This window comes from Rothia sp. HMSC065C12 (assembly GCF_001812085.1).
GTDB lineage: Bacteria > Actinomycetota > Actinomycetes > Actinomycetales > Micrococcaceae > Rothia > Rothia mucilaginosa.
On record NZ_KV807678.1, the window covers coordinates 121965 to 139472 of the forward strand.

General features: G+C 61.1%; 13 protein-coding genes. 5 read left to right on the plus strand and 8 right to left on the minus strand.

Annotated features, from left to right (window positions below; translation table 11 throughout):
- Nucleotides 1-104 precede the first annotated feature (104 nt).
- Complete coding sequence (locus tag HMPREF2836_RS04805; protein ID WP_070629621.1) at nucleotides 105-1007, minus strand: PIN-like domain-containing protein; 903 nt, start codon at nucleotides 1005-1007, stop codon at nucleotides 105-107.
- Nucleotides 1008-1447: 440 nt separating this feature from the next.
- On the opposite strand from HMPREF2836_RS04805, the gene HMPREF2836_RS04815 reads away from it, so the two are divergent.
- The gene (locus HMPREF2836_RS04815; protein ID WP_005509159.1) at nucleotides 1448-2059 is read left to right on the plus strand and encodes an ANTAR domain-containing response regulator; all 612 of its coding nucleotides are present in this window, start codon (nucleotides 1448-1450) and stop codon (nucleotides 2057-2059) included.
- Between the two features lie 239 nt (nucleotides 2060-2298).
- Here the strand turns inward: HMPREF2836_RS04815 and HMPREF2836_RS04820 are convergent, their stop codons facing one another.
- From HMPREF2836_RS04820 to HMPREF2836_RS04830, 3 genes are all read right to left on the minus strand, one after another.
- Nucleotides 2299-2547 carry a hypothetical protein gene (locus HMPREF2836_RS04820; protein ID WP_005506231.1) on the minus strand — a complete coding sequence of 83 codons (249 nt, stop codon included), beginning with the start codon at nucleotides 2545-2547 and terminating at the stop codon, nucleotides 2299-2301.
- A 98-nt stretch (nucleotides 2548-2645) separates the two neighbouring features.
- Nucleotides 2646-3152, minus strand: coding sequence for a PaaI family thioesterase (locus HMPREF2836_RS04825; RefSeq protein WP_049341349.1), 507 nt, complete (start codon nucleotides 3150-3152; stop codon nucleotides 2646-2648).
- Nucleotides 3153-3285: 133 nt separating this feature from the next.
- Nucleotides 3286-4563 (minus strand): dicarboxylate/amino acid:cation symporter, encoded by a 1278-nt coding sequence (locus HMPREF2836_RS04830; protein WP_070629625.1) that lies wholly within the window; start codon nucleotides 4561-4563, stop codon nucleotides 3286-3288.
- Nucleotides 4564-4974: 411 nt separating this feature from the next.
- On the opposite strand from HMPREF2836_RS04830, the gene polA reads away from it, so the two are divergent.
- Complete coding sequence (gene polA, locus HMPREF2836_RS04835) at nucleotides 4975-7986, plus strand: DNA polymerase I (protein WP_070629626.1); 3012 nt, start codon at nucleotides 4975-4977, stop codon at nucleotides 7984-7986.
- A 703-nt stretch (nucleotides 7987-8689) separates the two neighbouring features.
- Nucleotides 8690-10144, plus strand: coding sequence for a 30S ribosomal protein S1 (gene rpsA / locus HMPREF2836_RS04840; protein WP_070616461.1), 1455 nt, complete (start codon nucleotides 8690-8692; stop codon nucleotides 10142-10144).
- Between the two features lie 202 nt (nucleotides 10145-10346).
- Here the strand turns inward: rpsA and coaE are convergent, their stop codons facing one another.
- Complete coding sequence (gene coaE, locus HMPREF2836_RS04845; protein WP_070629628.1) at nucleotides 10347-10982, minus strand: dephospho-CoA kinase; 636 nt, start codon at nucleotides 10980-10982, stop codon at nucleotides 10347-10349.
- 58 nt (nucleotides 10983-11040) lie between these two features.
- Here coaE and HMPREF2836_RS04850 point away from each other — a divergent pair, with 58 nt between their 5' ends.
- Both HMPREF2836_RS04850 and HMPREF2836_RS04855 read left to right on the plus strand, forming a co-directional pair.
- The gene (locus tag HMPREF2836_RS04850; protein ID WP_005506219.1) at nucleotides 11041-11727 is read left to right on the plus strand and encodes an IMPACT family protein; all 687 of its coding nucleotides are present in this window, start codon (nucleotides 11041-11043) and stop codon (nucleotides 11725-11727) included.
- Nucleotides 11728-12269: 542 nt separating this feature from the next.
- Entirely contained in the window at nucleotides 12270-13598 is a 1329-nt protein-coding gene (locus HMPREF2836_RS04855) for a 2-oxoglutarate dehydrogenase (RefSeq protein WP_070629630.1), read from the plus strand.
- 152 nt (nucleotides 13599-13750) lie between these two features.
- Here HMPREF2836_RS04855 and HMPREF2836_RS04860 read toward each other — a convergent pair whose 3' ends face one another.
- From HMPREF2836_RS04860 to HMPREF2836_RS04870, 3 genes are all read right to left on the minus strand, one after another.
- Nucleotides 13751-14902: an ABC transporter substrate-binding protein gene (locus HMPREF2836_RS04860; protein WP_246822826.1), complete on the minus strand. Its 1152-nt coding sequence runs from the start codon at nucleotides 14900-14902 to the stop codon at nucleotides 13751-13753.
- A gap of 160 nt (nucleotides 14903-15062) precedes the next feature.
- A complete protein-coding gene (locus tag HMPREF2836_RS04865) occupies nucleotides 15063-16019 on the minus strand; it encodes an ABC transporter ATP-binding protein (RefSeq protein WP_083309167.1) in 957 nt (318 codons plus the stop codon).
- On the minus strand, nucleotides 16019-17161 hold the full coding sequence (locus tag HMPREF2836_RS04870) for a FecCD family ABC transporter permease (protein WP_083309168.1): 1143 nt from the start codon (nucleotides 17159-17161) through the stop codon (nucleotides 16019-16021). The genes HMPREF2836_RS04865 and HMPREF2836_RS04870 overlap by 1 nt, the downstream gene beginning before the upstream one ends.
- Nucleotides 17162-17508 lie beyond the last annotated feature (347 nt).

Here is a 17508-nt window from a genome sequence, read left to right on the forward strand (position 1 = left end):
AAGAAGCCACATGTGTTCGGAACACATGTGGCTTCTTGCGGTTAATGGTGGTGGTGGGTGTGGTGTGGTGGGATTATTCTCAACGGTGACTGTGCACGGCGAATTTACACAGCTACGGGCTGTTCCGCGCGAATCGCGCTGTAGGTCGCGTCGCTGACGGTCACGCCGTACTGGTTGGAGGCGAGCCGCAGAATCTCCTCGACGGTGTAGATGCGGAACACGCCGCCTCCGGTTGCCTTAGCGTATTCACGCAGCAGCTGGCGGTTCGCGAGCTGGTGTACGGGTTCGCCACCCGATGCGGCGCGTACCTGCTGACCGTTGCGTAGCCAGGTGTCGCGCACACCGCCGGTGACAAAGACGCAGTCGGTGCCTTTCACGCGGGTGGTTGCTTCGGTAACGCACTGGTTCCAGAGCGCGAAGTCGGCGTCAAAGCTGGCGTTAGCGAGTAGCGGGTGGCCCTGTGCGAGGGCTTCGCGGCACTGCTGTTCATGGCGTTCGGGGCTGGGCGCGGCACCCACGTGTCCGGTGAAGATGCGGTTCAGTCGCGGCAGGATCGTGTCGTCTTCGCGGCGTGCCACGTTGATTGATCCGGTGTCGGTGGTGGGTTCGAGAATCCGCATGATCTGTGCGATGGAGTGGTCCAGCTGGTGCGTGACAGAACGCAGCGCACTCCAGGGGGAGTTGCGTTCTTCGGGCAGGGTTTCTTTGAAGGATGCGAGCGCTGAGCGGACGCGTTCTGCGGCGGCGGGCACGGGGGATGCGCCGTCGAGTGCTGCCCAGAATTCTTTGAGCGCCTGGTGAGGGAGAAAGGCGTGTCCGCGTAGCTGTGAGTAGGCACGGAGGATTTCGTCGCTAATGTGGGTTGGGTAGTTGTAGAGGCTTGCAAGCGCGGTGGAGTCGAAGGCGATGAGAATTCCGGGGTGAATGGAAGTCAGCGGTTCGCGGTCGAGTTCCTTGTACTCGACGAAGTCTGAGTACAGGGTGCGTGCTTGACGGGTGATTGACATGAATCCCCTCCGGGTATCGAGTATGGTCGGTCAAATGCGAGTGCCGGAGAAGTCGAGGAGAATAATCCATTCCAGTGTATCGGCCTTCTTTGGCAGGTGATGGAGTTTCGGTATAAATATTTTGTTTATTACGTTTGTATCTAACCCGATGACGCGTTAGTGCATGTCAGAGTCATTTTCGGGTCTATGTTTTAGGTGTGAATTTCGCCGCGTGACCTCTATGCTGTGCGGTTTTATTTTCACAGTTATGAGCAGTATAGAACAAAAAGGTGCATTAAGGTGCAAAATCAGCGGGGTGGCGCCCAAAATAACGTCAGAAAACCCCTCCCACCTGCACATAGGATGCATGTAACACGCGGGGGACAAGGTGAGAAAGTAGATGAACATTTATTTCCTCCTGTAGACTTTAAGTGATTCAAATTTGATAAAGGAGAAGAGTAATGTCAGAGCTGACCACTCAAAATCAGGCGGAGGAGCAGGGTCCCGCTCGCACCGTCGTCGTGGCAGAAGATGAGGCATTGATTCGCCTCGACATCGTCGAAATTCTGAAGGACCAGGGTTTCGATGTTGTTGCAGAAACCGATAACGGCAAGACCGCTGTTGAGCTAGCACAGAAGCACCGCCCCGACCTCGTCCTCATGGATGTGAAGATGCCGATTATGGACGGCATCACCGCAGCCGAAGAAATCGCGAAGGAGCAGATCGCTCCCGTCGTTCTGCTGACTGCATTCAGCCAGAAGGAACTCGTTGACCGTGCCGTTGAGGCAGGCGCTATGGCGTACGTCGTCAAGCCGTTCTCCCCGAACGATCTGGTTCCCGCCATTGAGGTGGCAATTAGCCGCTACGAGCAGATTCGTGCACTCGAGAAGGAGGTGGGCACCATCCGCGACCAGTTCGAGACCCGCAAGCTCGTTGACCGCGCAAAGTCGCTGCTCATCACCAAGATGAACCTGACCGAGCCGGAAGCATTCCGCTGGATTCAGAAGACCTCCATGGACCGCCGCCTGTCCATGCGCGAAGTTTCTGACACCATCATCAAGCAGCTCTCCTAAGCACAAGACGTGCAAAGTACGTGACAGTACAGGTACGAATGCACGCTACGGCGAAGACTAGGAATCGCCGCTGAGCACACACGGCTGGTGCATTGATGAACCAGCGCCTTATTCATGACACACAAACGCCCCACCCCTCACAATGAAGCTGAGGGACGGGGCGTTCGTGTTTAACGGTTCGCGTGTGTGCGTTGTAAACCGGCGCTTAGCGCGGGCGGGAACCCAACGCTACACGGAACTTAACGCAGGTAGCGGTTCAAATCGTCTTCGTCATTGTTGGGGCCGCTGATGGGGCGGTCCGTGGGGGAGCCAGCCCAGAGCATGCCGCCGGTACCGAGCATCACGCCCAGCCACCAGAAGCTACCGGGGTTGTTGATAGCGGTCACCAGGCATACCAGCATCACGCCGATTGCGATGGGCAGGACAATGCGCTTGGCGCGCACAATCTTCGGGTAACGCTTGAAATAGGGGGTGCGCTCGCGGGCCATGGTGCTCCTTCTGGTCGTACCTTCTGGTGGGGTGTTGGCGGGGTGCCGTGTACCCCGTGCTTCTACGATTTTAGGCTACTTGCTGAAGTTGTAGGACGTTAGGCGGTGGGGCGGGGAATCAGCATGTTGGTGATGCGTGCGGTGCAGGTGGTGCGGCCGCGCTCATCCACAATGTCGATGGAGTGGATGCACAGGGTGCGTCCGAGCTTGACAGCGGTGCAGGTTGCGGTGACCACGCCGGAGACTGCCGGGCGCACGTGGGTTGCGTTGATGTCCACGCCGACTGCTACTAGGTTTTCGCCGCCGTGCACACCCGCGGAGAGCGAGCCGAGGGTCTCGGCGAGAACCACGTTGGCACCGCCGTGCAGCAGACCGATGGGCTGGGTGTTACCGGCGACGGGCATGGTCGCAACGGTGCGTTCTGCGGTGAGTTCCTGGAACTTAATGCCCATGGCGGGGATGAGCTCGCCCAGGCCGCGGGGGAAGTAGGGGTGCAGGTGCTCGGGGATGCCGCTTTCGGTCAGCTGCGCCTTGATTTCTTCTGCGGTGAGGGTGGTGGGTGCTGCCGCGCGGACGGGTGCGTGCTGTGTGTTGTTTTCAGTCATGACTTCCAGTGTACTCCTTGGTTTTTGTTGCTTTGGGTGGGATAGCTTTTCGCGAGTGCTTCCGGGTACGAATCAGCCCCGCCTCCTACAGGGGGAAGCGGGGCTGAAAAACGCTATGTAAGCGGATGAGGAATTAGGCGGAAATAGCTTCTGCCTTTTCGATGTCCTCGTCGCGGATTTCCTTATCGGGGTTCGCTCCGATTGCCTTGGAGATACGCTCGGTCAGGGCTGCGATGGTCGCGTCACCGGTCACGTTGGTTGCGGTGCCGAAGGAGTCCTGAGCCAGGTACAGGGCAATCATCAGGGCAATCATGGAGGCATCGAAACCAAGCATGGACTGCAGCAGACCGATTGCGGTCATCACGCCACCGCCGGGAACGCCGGGAGCGGCAACCATCATCACGCCGAGCACCAGAATCATGGGGATCAGGCTACCGAAGTCGGGGTGCTGGCCGGTCATGAACAGCACTGCCACCGAGCAGGAGGTAATGGTAATCATGGAGCCGGAGAGGTGAATGGTCGCGCACAGCGGAATCGCGAAGTCCACCACGCGGGGGGAGATGCCAGCTTTCTTCGCCGAACGCACGGTCACCGGGATGGTCGCAGCCGAAGACTGGGTACCGATCGCGGTGAAGTATGCCGGGAGCATGGTCTTGAGCATCTGGATGGGGTTGCGGCGAGAAATCGCGCCAGCCACCGAGTACTGCAGCGCCAGGGTGACCCAGTGCAGAATAATCACCATGACGAACACAAGACCGAAGACGGAGAGAATCTTCGCCACCTGACCGGCGAGGGTCATGTTCGCGAACACGCCCACAATGTGCACCGGCAGCAGGGGGATAATCACGTAGCCGAGCATCTTCTCAACGATGACCTGGAAGTCCTCGAAGAGGTTCAGCATCGCACGGGTCTTTAGAGCGGTAATGCCCAGGCCCAGGATGAAGGAGAGAATCAGTGCGCTCAGCACGCCCATAATCGGGGTCAGCTCGAAGGAGATGTAGCCCTTGGACAGTGCGTTCTCGGGGTTATCGAAGGAAGCGAGCTGCTGACCCTTCAGGATGATGGGGTAGAGCAGCAGTGCGCAGGTCAGTGCCAGGAAGCCAGCAAGGATGCTGGAGATGTACGCCAGACCCACGGTGATGCCGAGCATCTTGCCCGCACCCTGCGCGAGGGAACCAATGCCGGGCACGATGAAACCGATAATAATCAGCGGAATCGCGAAGCTCAGGAAGGCACTGAATACGGTAGAGAAGGAGACGAAGAGCTGCACAATAAAGTCGGTGGCGATGGATGCGCCGGTTGCGTCATTGATGCCGCTAATCATTCCGGGGGTCAGCATGCCGATGAGCACACCCGATGCAATCGCGATGATAATCCACGCGAGAAGGGGAAGTTTTTTGAGTGCCTTCATAGTTTCCTAAATGAGGGTTCGTTGTGTGTTAAGCGCGGGAGGTGCCCTCACGGTCCGGTGGATCCTGCCGGTGAATTCTGGGTAGAGTTCTGCCTATGAATACACGGGGTGTGGGGGTTCCTACGCTGGAGGCGATAATAAGGTTATATATTATCTGGAAACCGTATTATTATCCACCTTACATAGTGGCTTGGGGCACATTTTTTGGGGGAAAACTCACCAAACGCACCCCACCGGCACCTACATATGAGGTAAAACTCTTTCCACACACCCCGTTATTCCGCTATATGGCACAGCACCGGCACCCAACACGGCGCGGGCGCCTCCCCACAGTCCTAACCGGCAGCCACCACAAAACCCGCAGCCACGAAGCCAACCACCAAGAAAACTCAGACTCGATACACTAGAGGAGTGACTACAGAGAACAAAACCCTCCTGCTCATTGACGGACACTCCCTCGCCCTACGCTCCTTCTTCGGCATCTACACCATGGCCGAAAGGACCGGACAGCACATCTTCGTGCGCAGCGACGGCCAGCACACCGAAGCTGTCCACGCCTTCCTCTCCACCCTGCTGAGCATCATCAAAGACAACCAGCCCAGCCACATCGCCGTAGCCTTCGACCTGCCCGGCGGCACCTTCCGCACCGCCGAATACGGCGAATACAAGGGCGGCCGCAACGCCATCCCCGAAGCCTTCGACGGCCAGATCGACCTCATCAAAAAGATGCTCGGCGCGCTCAACATCCCCGCGCTCACCTACGAAAACTACGAAGCCGACGACATCGTTGCAACCCTCACCCGCCGCGGCACCGAAGCCGGCTACAAGGTTCTCATCCTCTCCGGCGACCGCGACATCTTCCAGCTCGTCACCGACGACGTCACCCTGCTCTACCCGGTCACCACCGGCCCCTCCAAGGGTATTCAGCGCATGGACCCCGCCGCCGTCGAAAAGAAAACCAAAGTACCCCCGCACATGTACCCCGACCTCGCCGCCCTCACCGGCGAGCAGGCGGACAACCTGCCCGGCGTACCCGGCGTAGGCCCCGGCTTCGCCGCCAAATGGCTCAGCGAATACGGCTCCCTCGACGCCGTCATCGAAAACAGCGACAAGATCGGCGGCAAGAAGGGCGAAGCACTACGCGAAAATATCGACAACGTCGTGCGCAACCGCCGACTCAACCAGCTCGTCAACGACCTCGACCTGAACGTCACCCTCGAAGACACCGCATTCACCCCCGACCTGGATGCACTCAACACCTTCTTCGACGAAGTAGAGTTCCGCACCATCCGCAAGCGCGCCGCCGACACCCTCGGCCCCATCGTGCGCGCAGCCGGATCCGCTGGCTCTGCAGTTTCCACCGCAGAAGCAGGGGAGGAGGGCGTCACCAAGAAGGCACCCACCGGCCCCGTCTACGCACCCATTGCCACCAGCGCACCCACCAAAAACGCAGACGCAGTAGCATTCCGCGCCTTCTGCGCCGCCGCAGCCGAAGAAAACTACGGCACCGACGAACAGGGCGCGCCCATCGCCGTACCCGAACGCCTCGAAGGCGCCGTGACCCTCTACCCGGTCACCAACCTGCCCGTAGCGCGCCCCGCCATCGGCGACGCACCCGCCGTCAAGGTCACCAAAACCAAGATCCGCGCCGCCGAAGAAAACCCCGAACTGCTCGGCGTGCTCCTCACCAGCAAGAGCACCAGCCTCTGGGTCGACACCCGCAGCATCGACCCGGAACTCGACGCCGCCCTCGCCGCCTGGCTCTCCGACGAAGCAGCCCGCAAAATCGTCATGGACCTCAAGGTTCAGCGCAAACTCCTGCGCGCCTACGGCTACGAACTCGCCGGCGCCGTCGAAGACCCCGCCCTGTCCTCCTACATGTGCGGCTTCATCCCCACCGCAACCCGCAAACTCTTCTCCGAACGCATGGAAGACCTCGCCGAACGCTACCTCTGGATCCCCAAGGACCCCTACGCGCAGCTCGTCTTCCAGCCCGAAGAAGATGAGGCAGAACCCTCCCTCTTCAGCCTGCCTGGCGAAGCCGAACCCGTCGACAACCTGCGCTACTTCACCCAAATCAGCCGCATCATCCACGAACTCGCGCGCCTGCTGCACTACGAAATGGAAGAACACGGCCAGCTCAAAGTCTACGAAGAAATCGAACTGCCGCTACTTTACGTCCTCGCAGACATGGAGCAGGCAGGCATCGCCGTCTCCGACGCGCTCCTTGCCGAACTGCACGACACCTTCTCCGCACGCGCTAACCAGGCGCAGGACGCCGCACGCACCATCATCGGCGACACCGTCCAAACCGACGACGGCGAAGAACCCCTCAACCTCGCCTCCGTCAAACAGCTGCAGACCGTGCTCTTCGACAAGCTCGCCCTGCCGCACACCCGCAAAATCAAGTCCGGCTACTCCACCGACGCCGAATCCGTCACCGAACTGCTCGCCAAAATCTCCCCGGAGTCCGACGGTGCCGCATTCCTCGGTGCGCTCGCCGCCTACCGCGACAACATCAAACTCGTACAGACCGTCGAAGGCCTGCAGAAAGCAGCCGCCGACGACGGACGCGTGCACACCACCTTCCAGCAGGGTGCCGCCTCCACCGGTCGACTCTCCTCGACCGCGCCGAACCTGCAGAACATCCCGATCCGCACCGAAGAAGGCCGCCGCATCCGTGGCGCCTTCATCGTCGCGCCCGCACCCGTCGACGGTGTGGAGTACGAGGGTCTGCTCACCGCCGACTACTCGCAGATCGAAATGCGCATCATGGTGCACCTCGCCGCCGACGAGAAGCTCATCGCAGCCTACGAAGCGGGGGAGGACCTGCACCGTTACGTCGGTTCCGAAGTCTTCGGCGTCGCCCCCGAAGAAGTCACCCCCGAGCAGCGCTCCAAGGTCAAGGCAATGTCCTACGGCCTGGCATACGGCCTGTCCCGATTCGGCCTCGCCAAGCAGCTGAACATCAGCTCCGACGAAGCAGGCGAACTGCGCACCAACTACTTCAAGCGCTTCGGACGCGTAGGACGATTCCTGCGCGGCGTGCTCAAGCAGGCACACCAGGACGGCTACACCGAAACCATTTTCGGCCGCCGCCGCGTGCTGCCCGACCTGGACTCGCCCAACCGTGTACGCCGTGAAGCCGCCGAACGCGCCGCCCTCAACGCCCCCATTCAGGGCACCGCCGCGGACATCATCAAGATCGCCATGATCAACATTCACCGCCGCCTGCGCGAAGAGGGCCTGAAGACCCGCATGCTGCTGCAGGTGCACGACGAAATCATCCTCGAAGTCGCCACCGGTGAGCGTGAAGCCGCCGAACGCGTGCTGGTCGAGGAGATGAGCGGTGCCGCCTCCCTGCGTGTTCCTCTGGATGTGCAGGTCGGCTGGGGTAAGTCTTGGCAGGAGGCGGGCCACTAGGCTCACTACCTTGTATTGATTTCCGCACGGAAAGGCAGTTATCGTCCTCGTTCCTACAGGCAGGGGTGGGTGGGTACGCTATACCCTTCCTCCGCTCCTGCAGGGGAACCCACCCTCTCGGGCGCTCCGCCCTCTCCTTGCTTCGCCGCGGAGAGCACCCGAGAGGGTACCCTGATGTCGCTTCCGGAGGGTATAGCTACCCCTCGTTCCAGCCTGGTGCGAGCATGAGGAGGGGCGGTGTCGTCCGTAGTGACATCAGGGTGCCCGAAGCGAAGCGAGGGCGGGTGCCCCTGTAGGAACGAGGACGAGCACAGCCCCTCGCATCCCAGCGTTACTAAAACCGCAAATAAGTACGGGAATCCCGGGCGCGTAACCATTGACGACACGCCCGGGATTCCCGTACACTATTAATCGCGTGTACCAACGTACGGGTTTTCTATGCTCTTTTTCTCCTTAAGAAAACGGGGAGAAAACGGGCACAGACCGCTCGCACACCCTGCTGAGAGCATCTGCTTCCGGTGGGCGGTACACATTGTAAGTATCCGTCAGCTCGACGTTTCCTCACCCCGTTCAAAGGCGTTAGCGGTCCTATACCGTGCGCGCCGGGGTGAAAAAGTGAGCCGGTTAGCGCCTCCACCCGGGGGTGTTGAGCGGCGAACCGGCAGCGTCGACCTATTAGAAATCCAATTGGAGCCCTCACTACATGAGCACCAACATCCCTCAGGTCGCAATCAACGACATCGGCGACGAGCAGGCATTCCTCGAGGCAGTCGAGAAGACCATCAAGGTCTTCAACGACGGCGATCTCGTCTCCGGCCAGGTTGTTAAGATCGACCACGATGAGGTTCTGCTCGACATCGGTTACAAGACCGAAGGCGTCATCCCCTCCCGCGAGCTGTCCATCAAGCACGACATCGACCCCTCTGAGGTTGTCGAGCTCGGCTCCGAGGTTGAGGCACTCGTCCTCACCAAGGAGGACAAGGAAGGTCGCCTGATCCTCTCCAAGAAGCGCGCACAGTACGAGCGTGCATGGGGCGACATCGAGAAGGTCAAGGAAAACGACGGCGTCGTTACCGGTACCGTTATCGAGGTTGTCAAGGGTGGCCTTATCCTCGACATCGGTCTGCGTGGCTTCCTGCCCGCATCCCTCGTTGAGATGCGCCGCGTCCGCGACCTCGCACCTTACATCGGCCAGCAGCTCGAGGCTAAGATCATCGAGCTGGACAAGAACCGCAACAACGTTGTTCTGTCTCGCCGTGCATACCTGGAAGAGACCCAGTCCGCAGTCCGCTCCTCCTTCCTCAACGAGCTGGAGAAGGGTCAGGTCCGCGAGGGCGTTGTCTCCTCCATCGTCAACTTCGGTGCATTCGTGGACCTGGGTGGCGTGGACGGTCTGGTTCACGTTTCCGAGCTGTCCTGGAAGCACATCGACCACCCCTCCGAGGTTGTCGAGGTTGGCCAGCCCGTTACCGTCGAGGTTCTCGAGGTGGACCTGGACCGCGAGCGCGTGTCCCTGTCCCTCAAGGCAACCCAGGAAGATCCGTGGCAGGCATTTGCTCGCACCCACGCTCTGGGTCAGATTGTTCCCGGCAAGGTCACCAAGCTCGTTCCCTTCGGTGCATTCGTGCGCGTTGAGGACGGCATCGAGGGCCTCGTCCACATCTCCGAGCTGGCAACCCGCCACGTTGACCTGGCTGAGCAGGTCGTCTCCGTTGGTGAAGAGGTCTTCGTTAAGATCATCGACATCGACATGGACCGCCGCCGCATCTCCCTGTCCCTCAAGCAGGCAAACGAGGGCGTTGACCCCAACGCTACCGAGTTTGACCCCGCTCTGTACGGCATGGCTGCAGAGTACGACGAGGCTGGCAACTACAAGTACCCCGAGGGCTTCGACCCCGAGGCTAACGAGTGGCTGGAAGGCTTCGACGCACAGCGCGAGGCTTGGGAAGCACAGTACGCAGAGGCACAGGCTCGCTTCGAGGCTCACAAGGTTCAGGTTGCTAAGGCTCTCGAGGCTGACGCAGAGGCTGCAGCAGCAGCTCCCGCAGCAGCTGAGCCCGCACCGACCTCTTACTCCTCCGAGGAGCCCGCTTCCGCAGGTACCCTCGCATCGGATGAGGCACTGGCTGAGCTCCGCAAGAAGCTGACCGGCAACTAATCTGCCGCTCAGATGAGCACTCATCAGGCATAGTAGCCGATAGGTAACCCCCGCGTGGGGTGCCTAGAGCAGGGGAACCCCCTCATCTCCCGTTTGGGAGGTGAGGGGGTTCTTTGCGTTATTGGGGGGCGTTGGGATCCGGGGTACGTGCCCTGTGTTGCTGTGCTCTGTATTGCTGTGCCCTGTGCTGCTGGGGAGGATTTTAGGCGGAGGTCATCTGGTCCCAGACGGTGCGCACCTGCTCGGCGGTCTCCTCCAGCGAGCCGCCATTATCAATGATCCAGGTTGCGACCGCCTCACGCTGCTCGTCGGTTGCCTGCGCGGCGATGCGGGCGCGCGCATCCTCCTCACTCATGCCGCGCGAGGACACGAGGCGTTGCAGGCGAGTTGCCAGGGGAGTGCGCACCACGACCACGCCCTCAAAGGCGGACGGGTCGCCGCTCTCCACGAGTAGCGGAATGTCCTCCAGCACCACGCTGCTGAACCCGGGCTCGGACTGCGCCTGCTCCACCAGCTGCGCGGCGCGCTCACGAATAGCGGGGTGCACAATCGCGTTCAGGCGCAGGCGCGCCTGCTTATCATTGAACACGATACGCGCCAGGGCGGGGCGGTTGAGGCGGCCGTCCTCATCGAGCAGATGCTCGCCGAACTCCGCGACCGTGCGGGCGAGCACCGCCTCGCCGGGCTCCATGAGGGAGCGGGAGATAGCGTCCGCATCCACCAGGAATGCGCCCTGCTCAACGAAGAGGGAGGCGATGGTGCTCTTGCCGCTGCCGATACCGCCGGTGAGGGCGTAACGGCGCAGGGCGGTAGAAGCGGGGGAAGAAGGCTGGGACATGGACGGTGCTCCTGACGGGCTGTGCCACAATAGATAGGTACTGATTAGAGGAGGACACATGCAGGAAGAAACTCGCGCCAACCGATACCTTGTGCCGCGCGGCGATGAGCCCTATGAGAGCCTCCTCGAAATTAAGCGTAGCGAATTTATTGGTCACATCAAGCGCGTGAGCACCGTTGAGGAGGCGCGCGCCTACATTGAGTCGGTGCGCAAGACCTACCACGATGCCCGCCACGTGTGTTCGGCGTTCATTATTGGTGCTGACCGCGATATTCAACGTTCCTCCGATGACGGTGAGCCCGCCGGTACTGCGGGTGTGCCGATGATGCAGGCGCTGCTGGCGCGTCAGACCCGTGAGGACGGCACCACCGACCTGTCGGATGTGGTTGCCGTGGTCGTGCGCTATTTTGGTGGCATTAAGCTTGGTGCGGGCGGTCTGGTGCGTGCCTACACTGATTCGGTGGTGCAGACCCTGGATGGTGCGCTATTTGATTCGCGTGAGCGTCTGCGAGTGGGTCAGGTGCCCAGTTCGCATGCTGATGCTGGCCGCCTGGAGAACGAGATCCGTGCAGCCGGTCTGAATGTGCTGGGTACCGAGTACGGTGCGGAGGGTGCCACGATTTCCCTGGGTGTGTTTGACCGCCCGGAGGAGCTGGCGCGTGCCGAGGAGCTGGTGGTGAGCTTGAGTTCCGGTGCGGCGAGTGTGACCTGGGGGGATACGCAGTGGGTGGATTTGCCGGTCTAGGTTACCGGCCTCTAGATTGCCGATCCCTAGATTCCCGGTCTTAGATTTCTGGTTCTAAATTTCTAGTCCCAAATTTCCTGGCTAGAGCGCCCGTTTAAAGTCTTCAAAACTCAAAAGGTAGTCCAACCTTAGTTAATAGTTACTCTAGCCCTAGTAATTGCCCGCTAAAGCTGATAGCCTAAAAAGCGTTGCGGAACGCACACGCCCCTCCACGGCACGGGCAACGGGTTCGTCACCAGCGGTAACCCAGCCTGGCGCCTCCACGAGGGAACGCGTGCGCCCGCACTGACGGGCAGGGCTCAACGCTGACATCTCAGCGCCGAGAACTGGGTACTATCTCAGCGCTGAGGTCCTGATGCTGACGTCTTGAAGCTATAGCTTAGTTGCTCAAGGAACGAGGCACAGCTGTATGCCGGTACTATACGATCCGGCAGACGGTCGAGTGTGTGCACGAACCATCTGCCGGTAGGCGCTGAGCCCCGCCCGTCACCTTACGAAGAATCAGCTAATGAACGCTCTGAAGAGCTCAAGGTCGTGAAAACGTGACGCAGTCGGGAACCTACTATCAACAAGTAGACGAACAAGCAGGCAAAAACTCATCAGAGCAGTCCGCGGGCAGCCGCGGCGGCACCGCAACCCTCAACCGCCAGGGAGCGCGCCTCCCCAAGATGGGCACTGTCGAGCAGCTAGAACCCGCCACCGTCGCCCAGCTACTCAACGCCTACCGCCAGCAGAACCTCGGCACCCTCCTGGGTGTGCTCACGCAGCGTCCGGCAGAGTTTGCCCGTCAGCTCGGCAGGCTCTGCCGCGTCTTCCCCGAACACGTTCACGCTATCGCACAGGCGTTCGGCGCCGTGGGCCGCGCCCTGCCCATTGACGAGCTGGTGCGCCTGCACAACCGCTACTCCAACGCCGCCCGCGGAGTTGGCGAACACCTCAGCCTGGATAACTCCGGCGTGGCGCACCTGGTTCAGAGCCCAGCACTGAGCCGTGAAGGTGCGGGCCACCTGCTCATGGCGGTTGAGCTCTGCCTCGCCGGCAGGATGCGCGGGCTCACCATCGCCATGCCCTCCACCGAGGCGTTCACCCCGGCTGATCAGGCGCCGAGCCTCGGGTCCTGCAACCCCGCCCTGGACGGTGCCCTCAACGCTTTTGAACCGGCTGGCTGGGAGCCATTCCCCCTGGAGGGCAGCGAAGTGCTGCTCGCGACCGGTATGCGCGATGTGCCCGACGGCTACGAGCTGTCCCTCTGGCTGCTCGACGACGACTATCAGTGCCGCGCCCGCATTGAGCGCGGCGCCCCGCAGGTGTGCGTGGCAAGCTTCTACGATGAAGAAGTCATCACCCGCACCGTGGAAGAAACCGGGTCGGGCGAGGCCGGTCTGGTCGAAAACTACCGCGTGGAGGAGTACGCGGAACTGGACTTCCTCAACGCCATGGACCGGCAGGTACGCTACGTGGCGGTCACCGCCGCGGTGGGGGAGCCGCTGCTGTCTGTGCTGAACGAGAAGAGCGCGGTGCCGAATAGTATTCCCGACCCTGCCGCTTTTGCGAACGGTGCGAGCACCTCCCGGTTCGCGAGGAGCGCCCGCCCGGATATCCGCACCGCCGCCGTGGTCGGTAAGGGCCTGCGCACCATCAATCACCGCGGCATGCTGCCGGTGTTGGACGTGCCGAACCGCACCGTGTGCGCGGTGATTGACCTGTACAAGCAGCGCATCTGCGTGCCGGGTGTGGGCATTCCGCGCGGGCTGAGCGTGGAGGATGAAGAGCGCACCATGCAGCTGATTTTGAGCGCCCTGAACGGGTACCTTCCGCTAACGAACCGGGCGCTGATGAGCCTCGCCGGAGCCACCGTGGAGGTGCGCTAGCACTGCGGTCAACTAGCGCTGCCGTCAACTATCACTGTGGCGCCCCACGGCTACAAACCAATAAAATACCGCCCGGAATCGTGTTGTGAGCACGGTTCCGGGCGGTACGTGTTTAACGAACTAACCAATCGCCAGGCGAGCTAGTTGCCGGATTAGCTAGCCGCGGGACCCTGACCGTTGATGATGCGCTGCGCCTCATCCTCGGTCAGCTGGTAGCCGTAGAAGGTCGAGTAGAACTCGCGGGTCTCCTTCACCAGGTCAACGTCGGAGAACTTCTCGGGATGGAACAGCTTCGCCGCCCACAGAATCTGCAGAGCCTCCTCGGCGGAGTAGCGGTCCCAGTTGAAGGTGCCGACCGGGTTCTTAATAATTTTGCCGTTCTTCACCGCCGGAACGTCAGCCCACGCGGCGTCCGCCTTAATCGCGTCCACGCCCTTCTGCGCATCCGCGCCGCCAATGATGATGTACTCCGGCTGTGAGGCAATAATCTGCTCCAGGGAAATGTTCTTCAAGTTCTCCACGCCGTCCAGGGAGTTCTTCGCACCCGAAAGCTTCATCCATTCACCAATTAGGGAGTTCGAGCCGTCCACCTTCGTCAGGTCAGAACCGCCCGCAATGTGCAGAACCTTCGGGGACTCGGTGACGCCCTGCAGGCGCTCCTTGATGAGGTTCTCGTTCTTCTCCAGGTACGCCAGGTACTTCTCGGCACGCTCAATCGCCTCATCGGTGCCAATGACCTCGGCGGTCAGCTCAACGGTGCGCTTCAGATCCGCGAAGTTCTGGAACTCCACGTGCACCGCCGGGATACCCGCCTCAGATGCCTTCGCAATCTGCTCCTTCGAGGAGGCGAGTAGCACCTCCGGCTTATCGGCAAGCAGCTGCTCCATGTTCACGTCGGTGCCCTTCACCGGCGCGTCAACCTTCTCAATACCGGGGTACACCTGCTTGAACCATGCCAGGGACTTCACGGTAGAGGTGGTGGACACCAGCTTCTCAGCGCCGCCGAGCAGCAGAACCACCTGGTTGTTTGCGTGCCACAGGTCAGCGATGCGCTCCGGGGTGGTGGGTACGGTGACCTCCTTGCCGTCAATGTCCTTAATGACCTTGGTGCCGTCACCGTTATCCTTCACGAAGAAGCTGGTGTGCTTCTTCGAGCTCTGAGAGGAGGCGGAAGCGGACACCGAGCTCGAGGCGGAACCCGATGCAGAGGAGGAGGCGGTGTTCGCGGCACCGCAACCGGTCAGCGCAGCCAGCAGCAGGGAAGTGGTCAGGGCAATGCCGGTGTGGAACTTCGTAATCTTCATGATGTGTCTTTCTGTGTCGATAGGGTGGGTGAATAACCCGGCGGCGGCCTGGGTGGGGCAGGCGTGCTAGGGACACGCCTCCCACAAGACAAAGGGCACCTCTACCGTATCTCTTGTGTGCCACCCAAACCACCGCCGGAAATCTAAACGCTGCGGAGCCTCAGATATCGAGGCTCGTCATGTGCACGCTGGAACGACCCAGCTCGGGGGAGTAAGCCACCGTCAGGCCGGTATTGAAGGTGCGGGAGAGAACCTCGCTCGTGAGCACCTTGGAGGCGCGGCCCGTCAAAAGTTGAGCCGGCGCATCTGCAGGTACCTCCGGCGTTGCGTTTGGCACGGTATCGGGCATATCGCGCGCACCAAGCAGGGCGACGGTCGCATCCAGCATGAGGGCGTGATCCGGGTTGTGGGTCGTGAAGATGACCCCGTACCCGGCATCGCGCAGCTGCCGAATTTTCCGCAGAACCTTCGCCTGATTCGCCACATCGAGGGCGCTCGTCGGCTCGTCCAGAACGATGAGCGGGGCGTCTTGCACCAGGGTTCGGGCAATACCCACCTGCTGACGCTGACCGCCGGACAGCTGATCCAGCGGGGAGTGCGCCAGGTCGAGCAGCCCCAGCTCCTCCATCACGGTGTGCACCTGCTCACGGTCACGATGCGAGGGCGAAGAGAACAACCCGATATAGGGTGCGCGACCCATCAGCAGGTACTCGGTCACGGTGTAGGAGATGCCGTGACCTTCCATCTGCGGAAGGTACGCGATGCGGCGGGCACGCTCAGTCGCGGTCAAAGAATCCAGCGGCTCACCGCCCAGGTGGACGGTGCCCTCGGTGAGCGAGTGCAAACCAATCAGGGAGTTCAACAGGGTGGACTTACCCACACCGTTGCGACCCAGAATGGCGAGGACCTCACCGCGTCGCACCTGCAGGTTCACGTTGCGGAAAATCCAGCGGCTGGAGCGGTGCCCGGAACGGTGCAGACCAGCGCGGTGATCCGTGCGGCGGCGCTTGATGTGCCCGCCCCGGTGGCCGTAACGGAAGCCCGCACCGTCCAGGTGTAGCAGAACCTCGGCGCTCGCATCCGTGCGGTGCTGAGCATCGGGAATGGAAGACGACATTACTTCACCCGAACCTTTCCAAACAGCAGTAGCGCCACGTACAGGGGTGTGCCAATGAAGCCGGTCAGTACGCTCAAAGGCACCTCCGCACTGGTGAGGCTACGTGCCAGGGTATCGACGAACATCATGAACGAAGCACCCATCAGAATGGACAGCGGCATGAGCTTGGTCGTGTCACTACCGACCAGCAGGCGGCACAGGTGCGGAATGACCAGGCCAACCCAAGAAATCGGGCCGCCAATACACACGCTGGTCGCGGTGACCAGGGTTGCCAGCAGAATGGTGATACCGCGGGTGCGGGTCAGGTTAATGCCGAGGGTGCGCGCCTCATCGTCACCGAGCGAGAGGATATTGATGCGCCAACGCATCGCCAAGAGCAACAGAATGCAGGGCACCGCCACCAGCGCAAACTGCGTGAGTGCTTCCGCGCGTACGTCCTGCAGGGAACCCATCTGCCAGAACACGATCTGTGCCAGCTGAGTTTCAGGGTTCGCAATGAACTTCAACGCACCCAGCGCGGCGGTGCCAAAGCCACCCACAATCACGCCGGAGAGCACCAGCATGAGCGTGGACTGATTCTTGAGCAGACGCGGAATGCTCACGGTCAGTAGCACGGCGGCAAGACCACCGGCCAGGGCAGAACCCTGAATGGCGATGCTCGTGCCCACACCCAGTAGAATGGCGGAGGCGGCACCCACCGACGCACCCTGCGAAACACCCAGCAGGTACGGGGAGACCAACGGGTTACGGAAGACCGCCTGGAAGGTGGCACCCGCAATGGCGAGGGCGGCACCGATGAGCCCGGCGGCGAGCAGACGCGGAATACGCACGGTCAGCAGCATGTTTTCGGCGGGCTTGTAGACTTTCAGGTCCATGCCGAACCAGTTCTTACCGAGAATGCGGAAGAGCTCGTCCAATTCGAGCGGGTACCTGCCGGTGATGAGTGAGAGGTAGGTGACGCCCAACAGAATGGTGAGGGCGATGAGCAGAATCAGCGGGTACGAGGACGCGAAGAGGGTGCTGCGATGCTCGGCCTTGGCAGCTAAGGTGGCAACCGGCGCGCCGGTGGGGTTCGCCTCCGGGTTCGCTTCTGTGGATTCGTTCGGAGTTGCCTGTGAAGCTGTCTCCGTGGTCGTGCTCATGGAGTCCTTCCGTGCGCTCTTGTGGTCCCGTTCTGTCTGCGTGTATGCGCTCTAAACATATGTGAGCCACATCAAGGAGGCAAAGGGGGTGAGTGCGGAGCGCCCGTCATAAGTCTTTATGTGTTGCCGCTTATCTTCTGCGGTGCGGTGCCCGTGAGCGGCGGCGGCTGCGGGGGAGAGCGGCCACCCCTAAGAGCACTGTTCCTAAGAGCACCGTTATCGTGCGGGAGAATGCTCCCGCTCGCCTCCTGCCCGGTAGCGCAGATGAACCAGTCGAAAGACCCTTATCTTTTGCGCCACCTCTTTTATGAACTTGGGCACTTTCATGGTGATGGCTTGTTACCTGT

Bases quoted from the DNA above. Each gene is read 5' to 3' on its own strand.
- HMPREF2836_RS04805 (WP_070629621.1), bottom strand. From the start codon at position 1,007: ATGTCAATCACCCGTCAAGCACGCACCCTGTACTCAGACTTCGTCGAG.
- HMPREF2836_RS04815 (WP_005509159.1), top strand. From the start codon at position 1,448: ATGTCAGAGCTGACCACTCAAAATCAGGCGGAGGAGCAGGGTCCCGCT.
- HMPREF2836_RS04820 (WP_005506231.1), bottom strand. From the start codon at position 2,547: ATGGCCCGCGAGCGCACCCCCTATTTCAAGCGTTACCCGAAGATTGTG.
- HMPREF2836_RS04825 (WP_049341349.1), bottom strand. From the start codon at position 3,152: ATGACTGAAAACAACACACAGCACGCACCCGTCCGCGCGGCAGCACCC.
- HMPREF2836_RS04830 (WP_070629625.1), bottom strand. From the start codon at position 4,563: ATGAAGGCACTCAAAAAACTTCCCCTTCTCGCGTGGATTATCATCGCG.
- rpsA (WP_070616461.1), top strand. From the start codon at position 8,690: ATGAGCACCAACATCCCTCAGGTCGCAATCAACGACATCGGCGACGAG.
- coaE (WP_070629628.1), bottom strand. From the start codon at position 10,982: ATGTCCCAGCCTTCTTCCCCCGCTTCTACCGCCCTGCGCCGTTACGCC.
- HMPREF2836_RS04850 (WP_005506219.1), top strand. From the start codon at position 11,041: ATGCAGGAAGAAACTCGCGCCAACCGATACCTTGTGCCGCGCGGCGAT.
- HMPREF2836_RS04860 (WP_246822826.1), bottom strand. From the start codon at position 14,902: ATGAAGATTACGAAGTTCCACACCGGCATTGCCCTGACCACTTCCCTG.
- HMPREF2836_RS04865 (WP_083309167.1), bottom strand. From the start codon at position 16,019: ATGTCGTCTTCCATTCCCGATGCTCAGCACCGCACGGATGCGAGCGCC.
- HMPREF2836_RS04870 (WP_083309168.1), bottom strand. From the start codon at position 17,161: ATGAGCACGACCACGGAGACAGCTTCACAGGCAACTCCGAACGAATCC.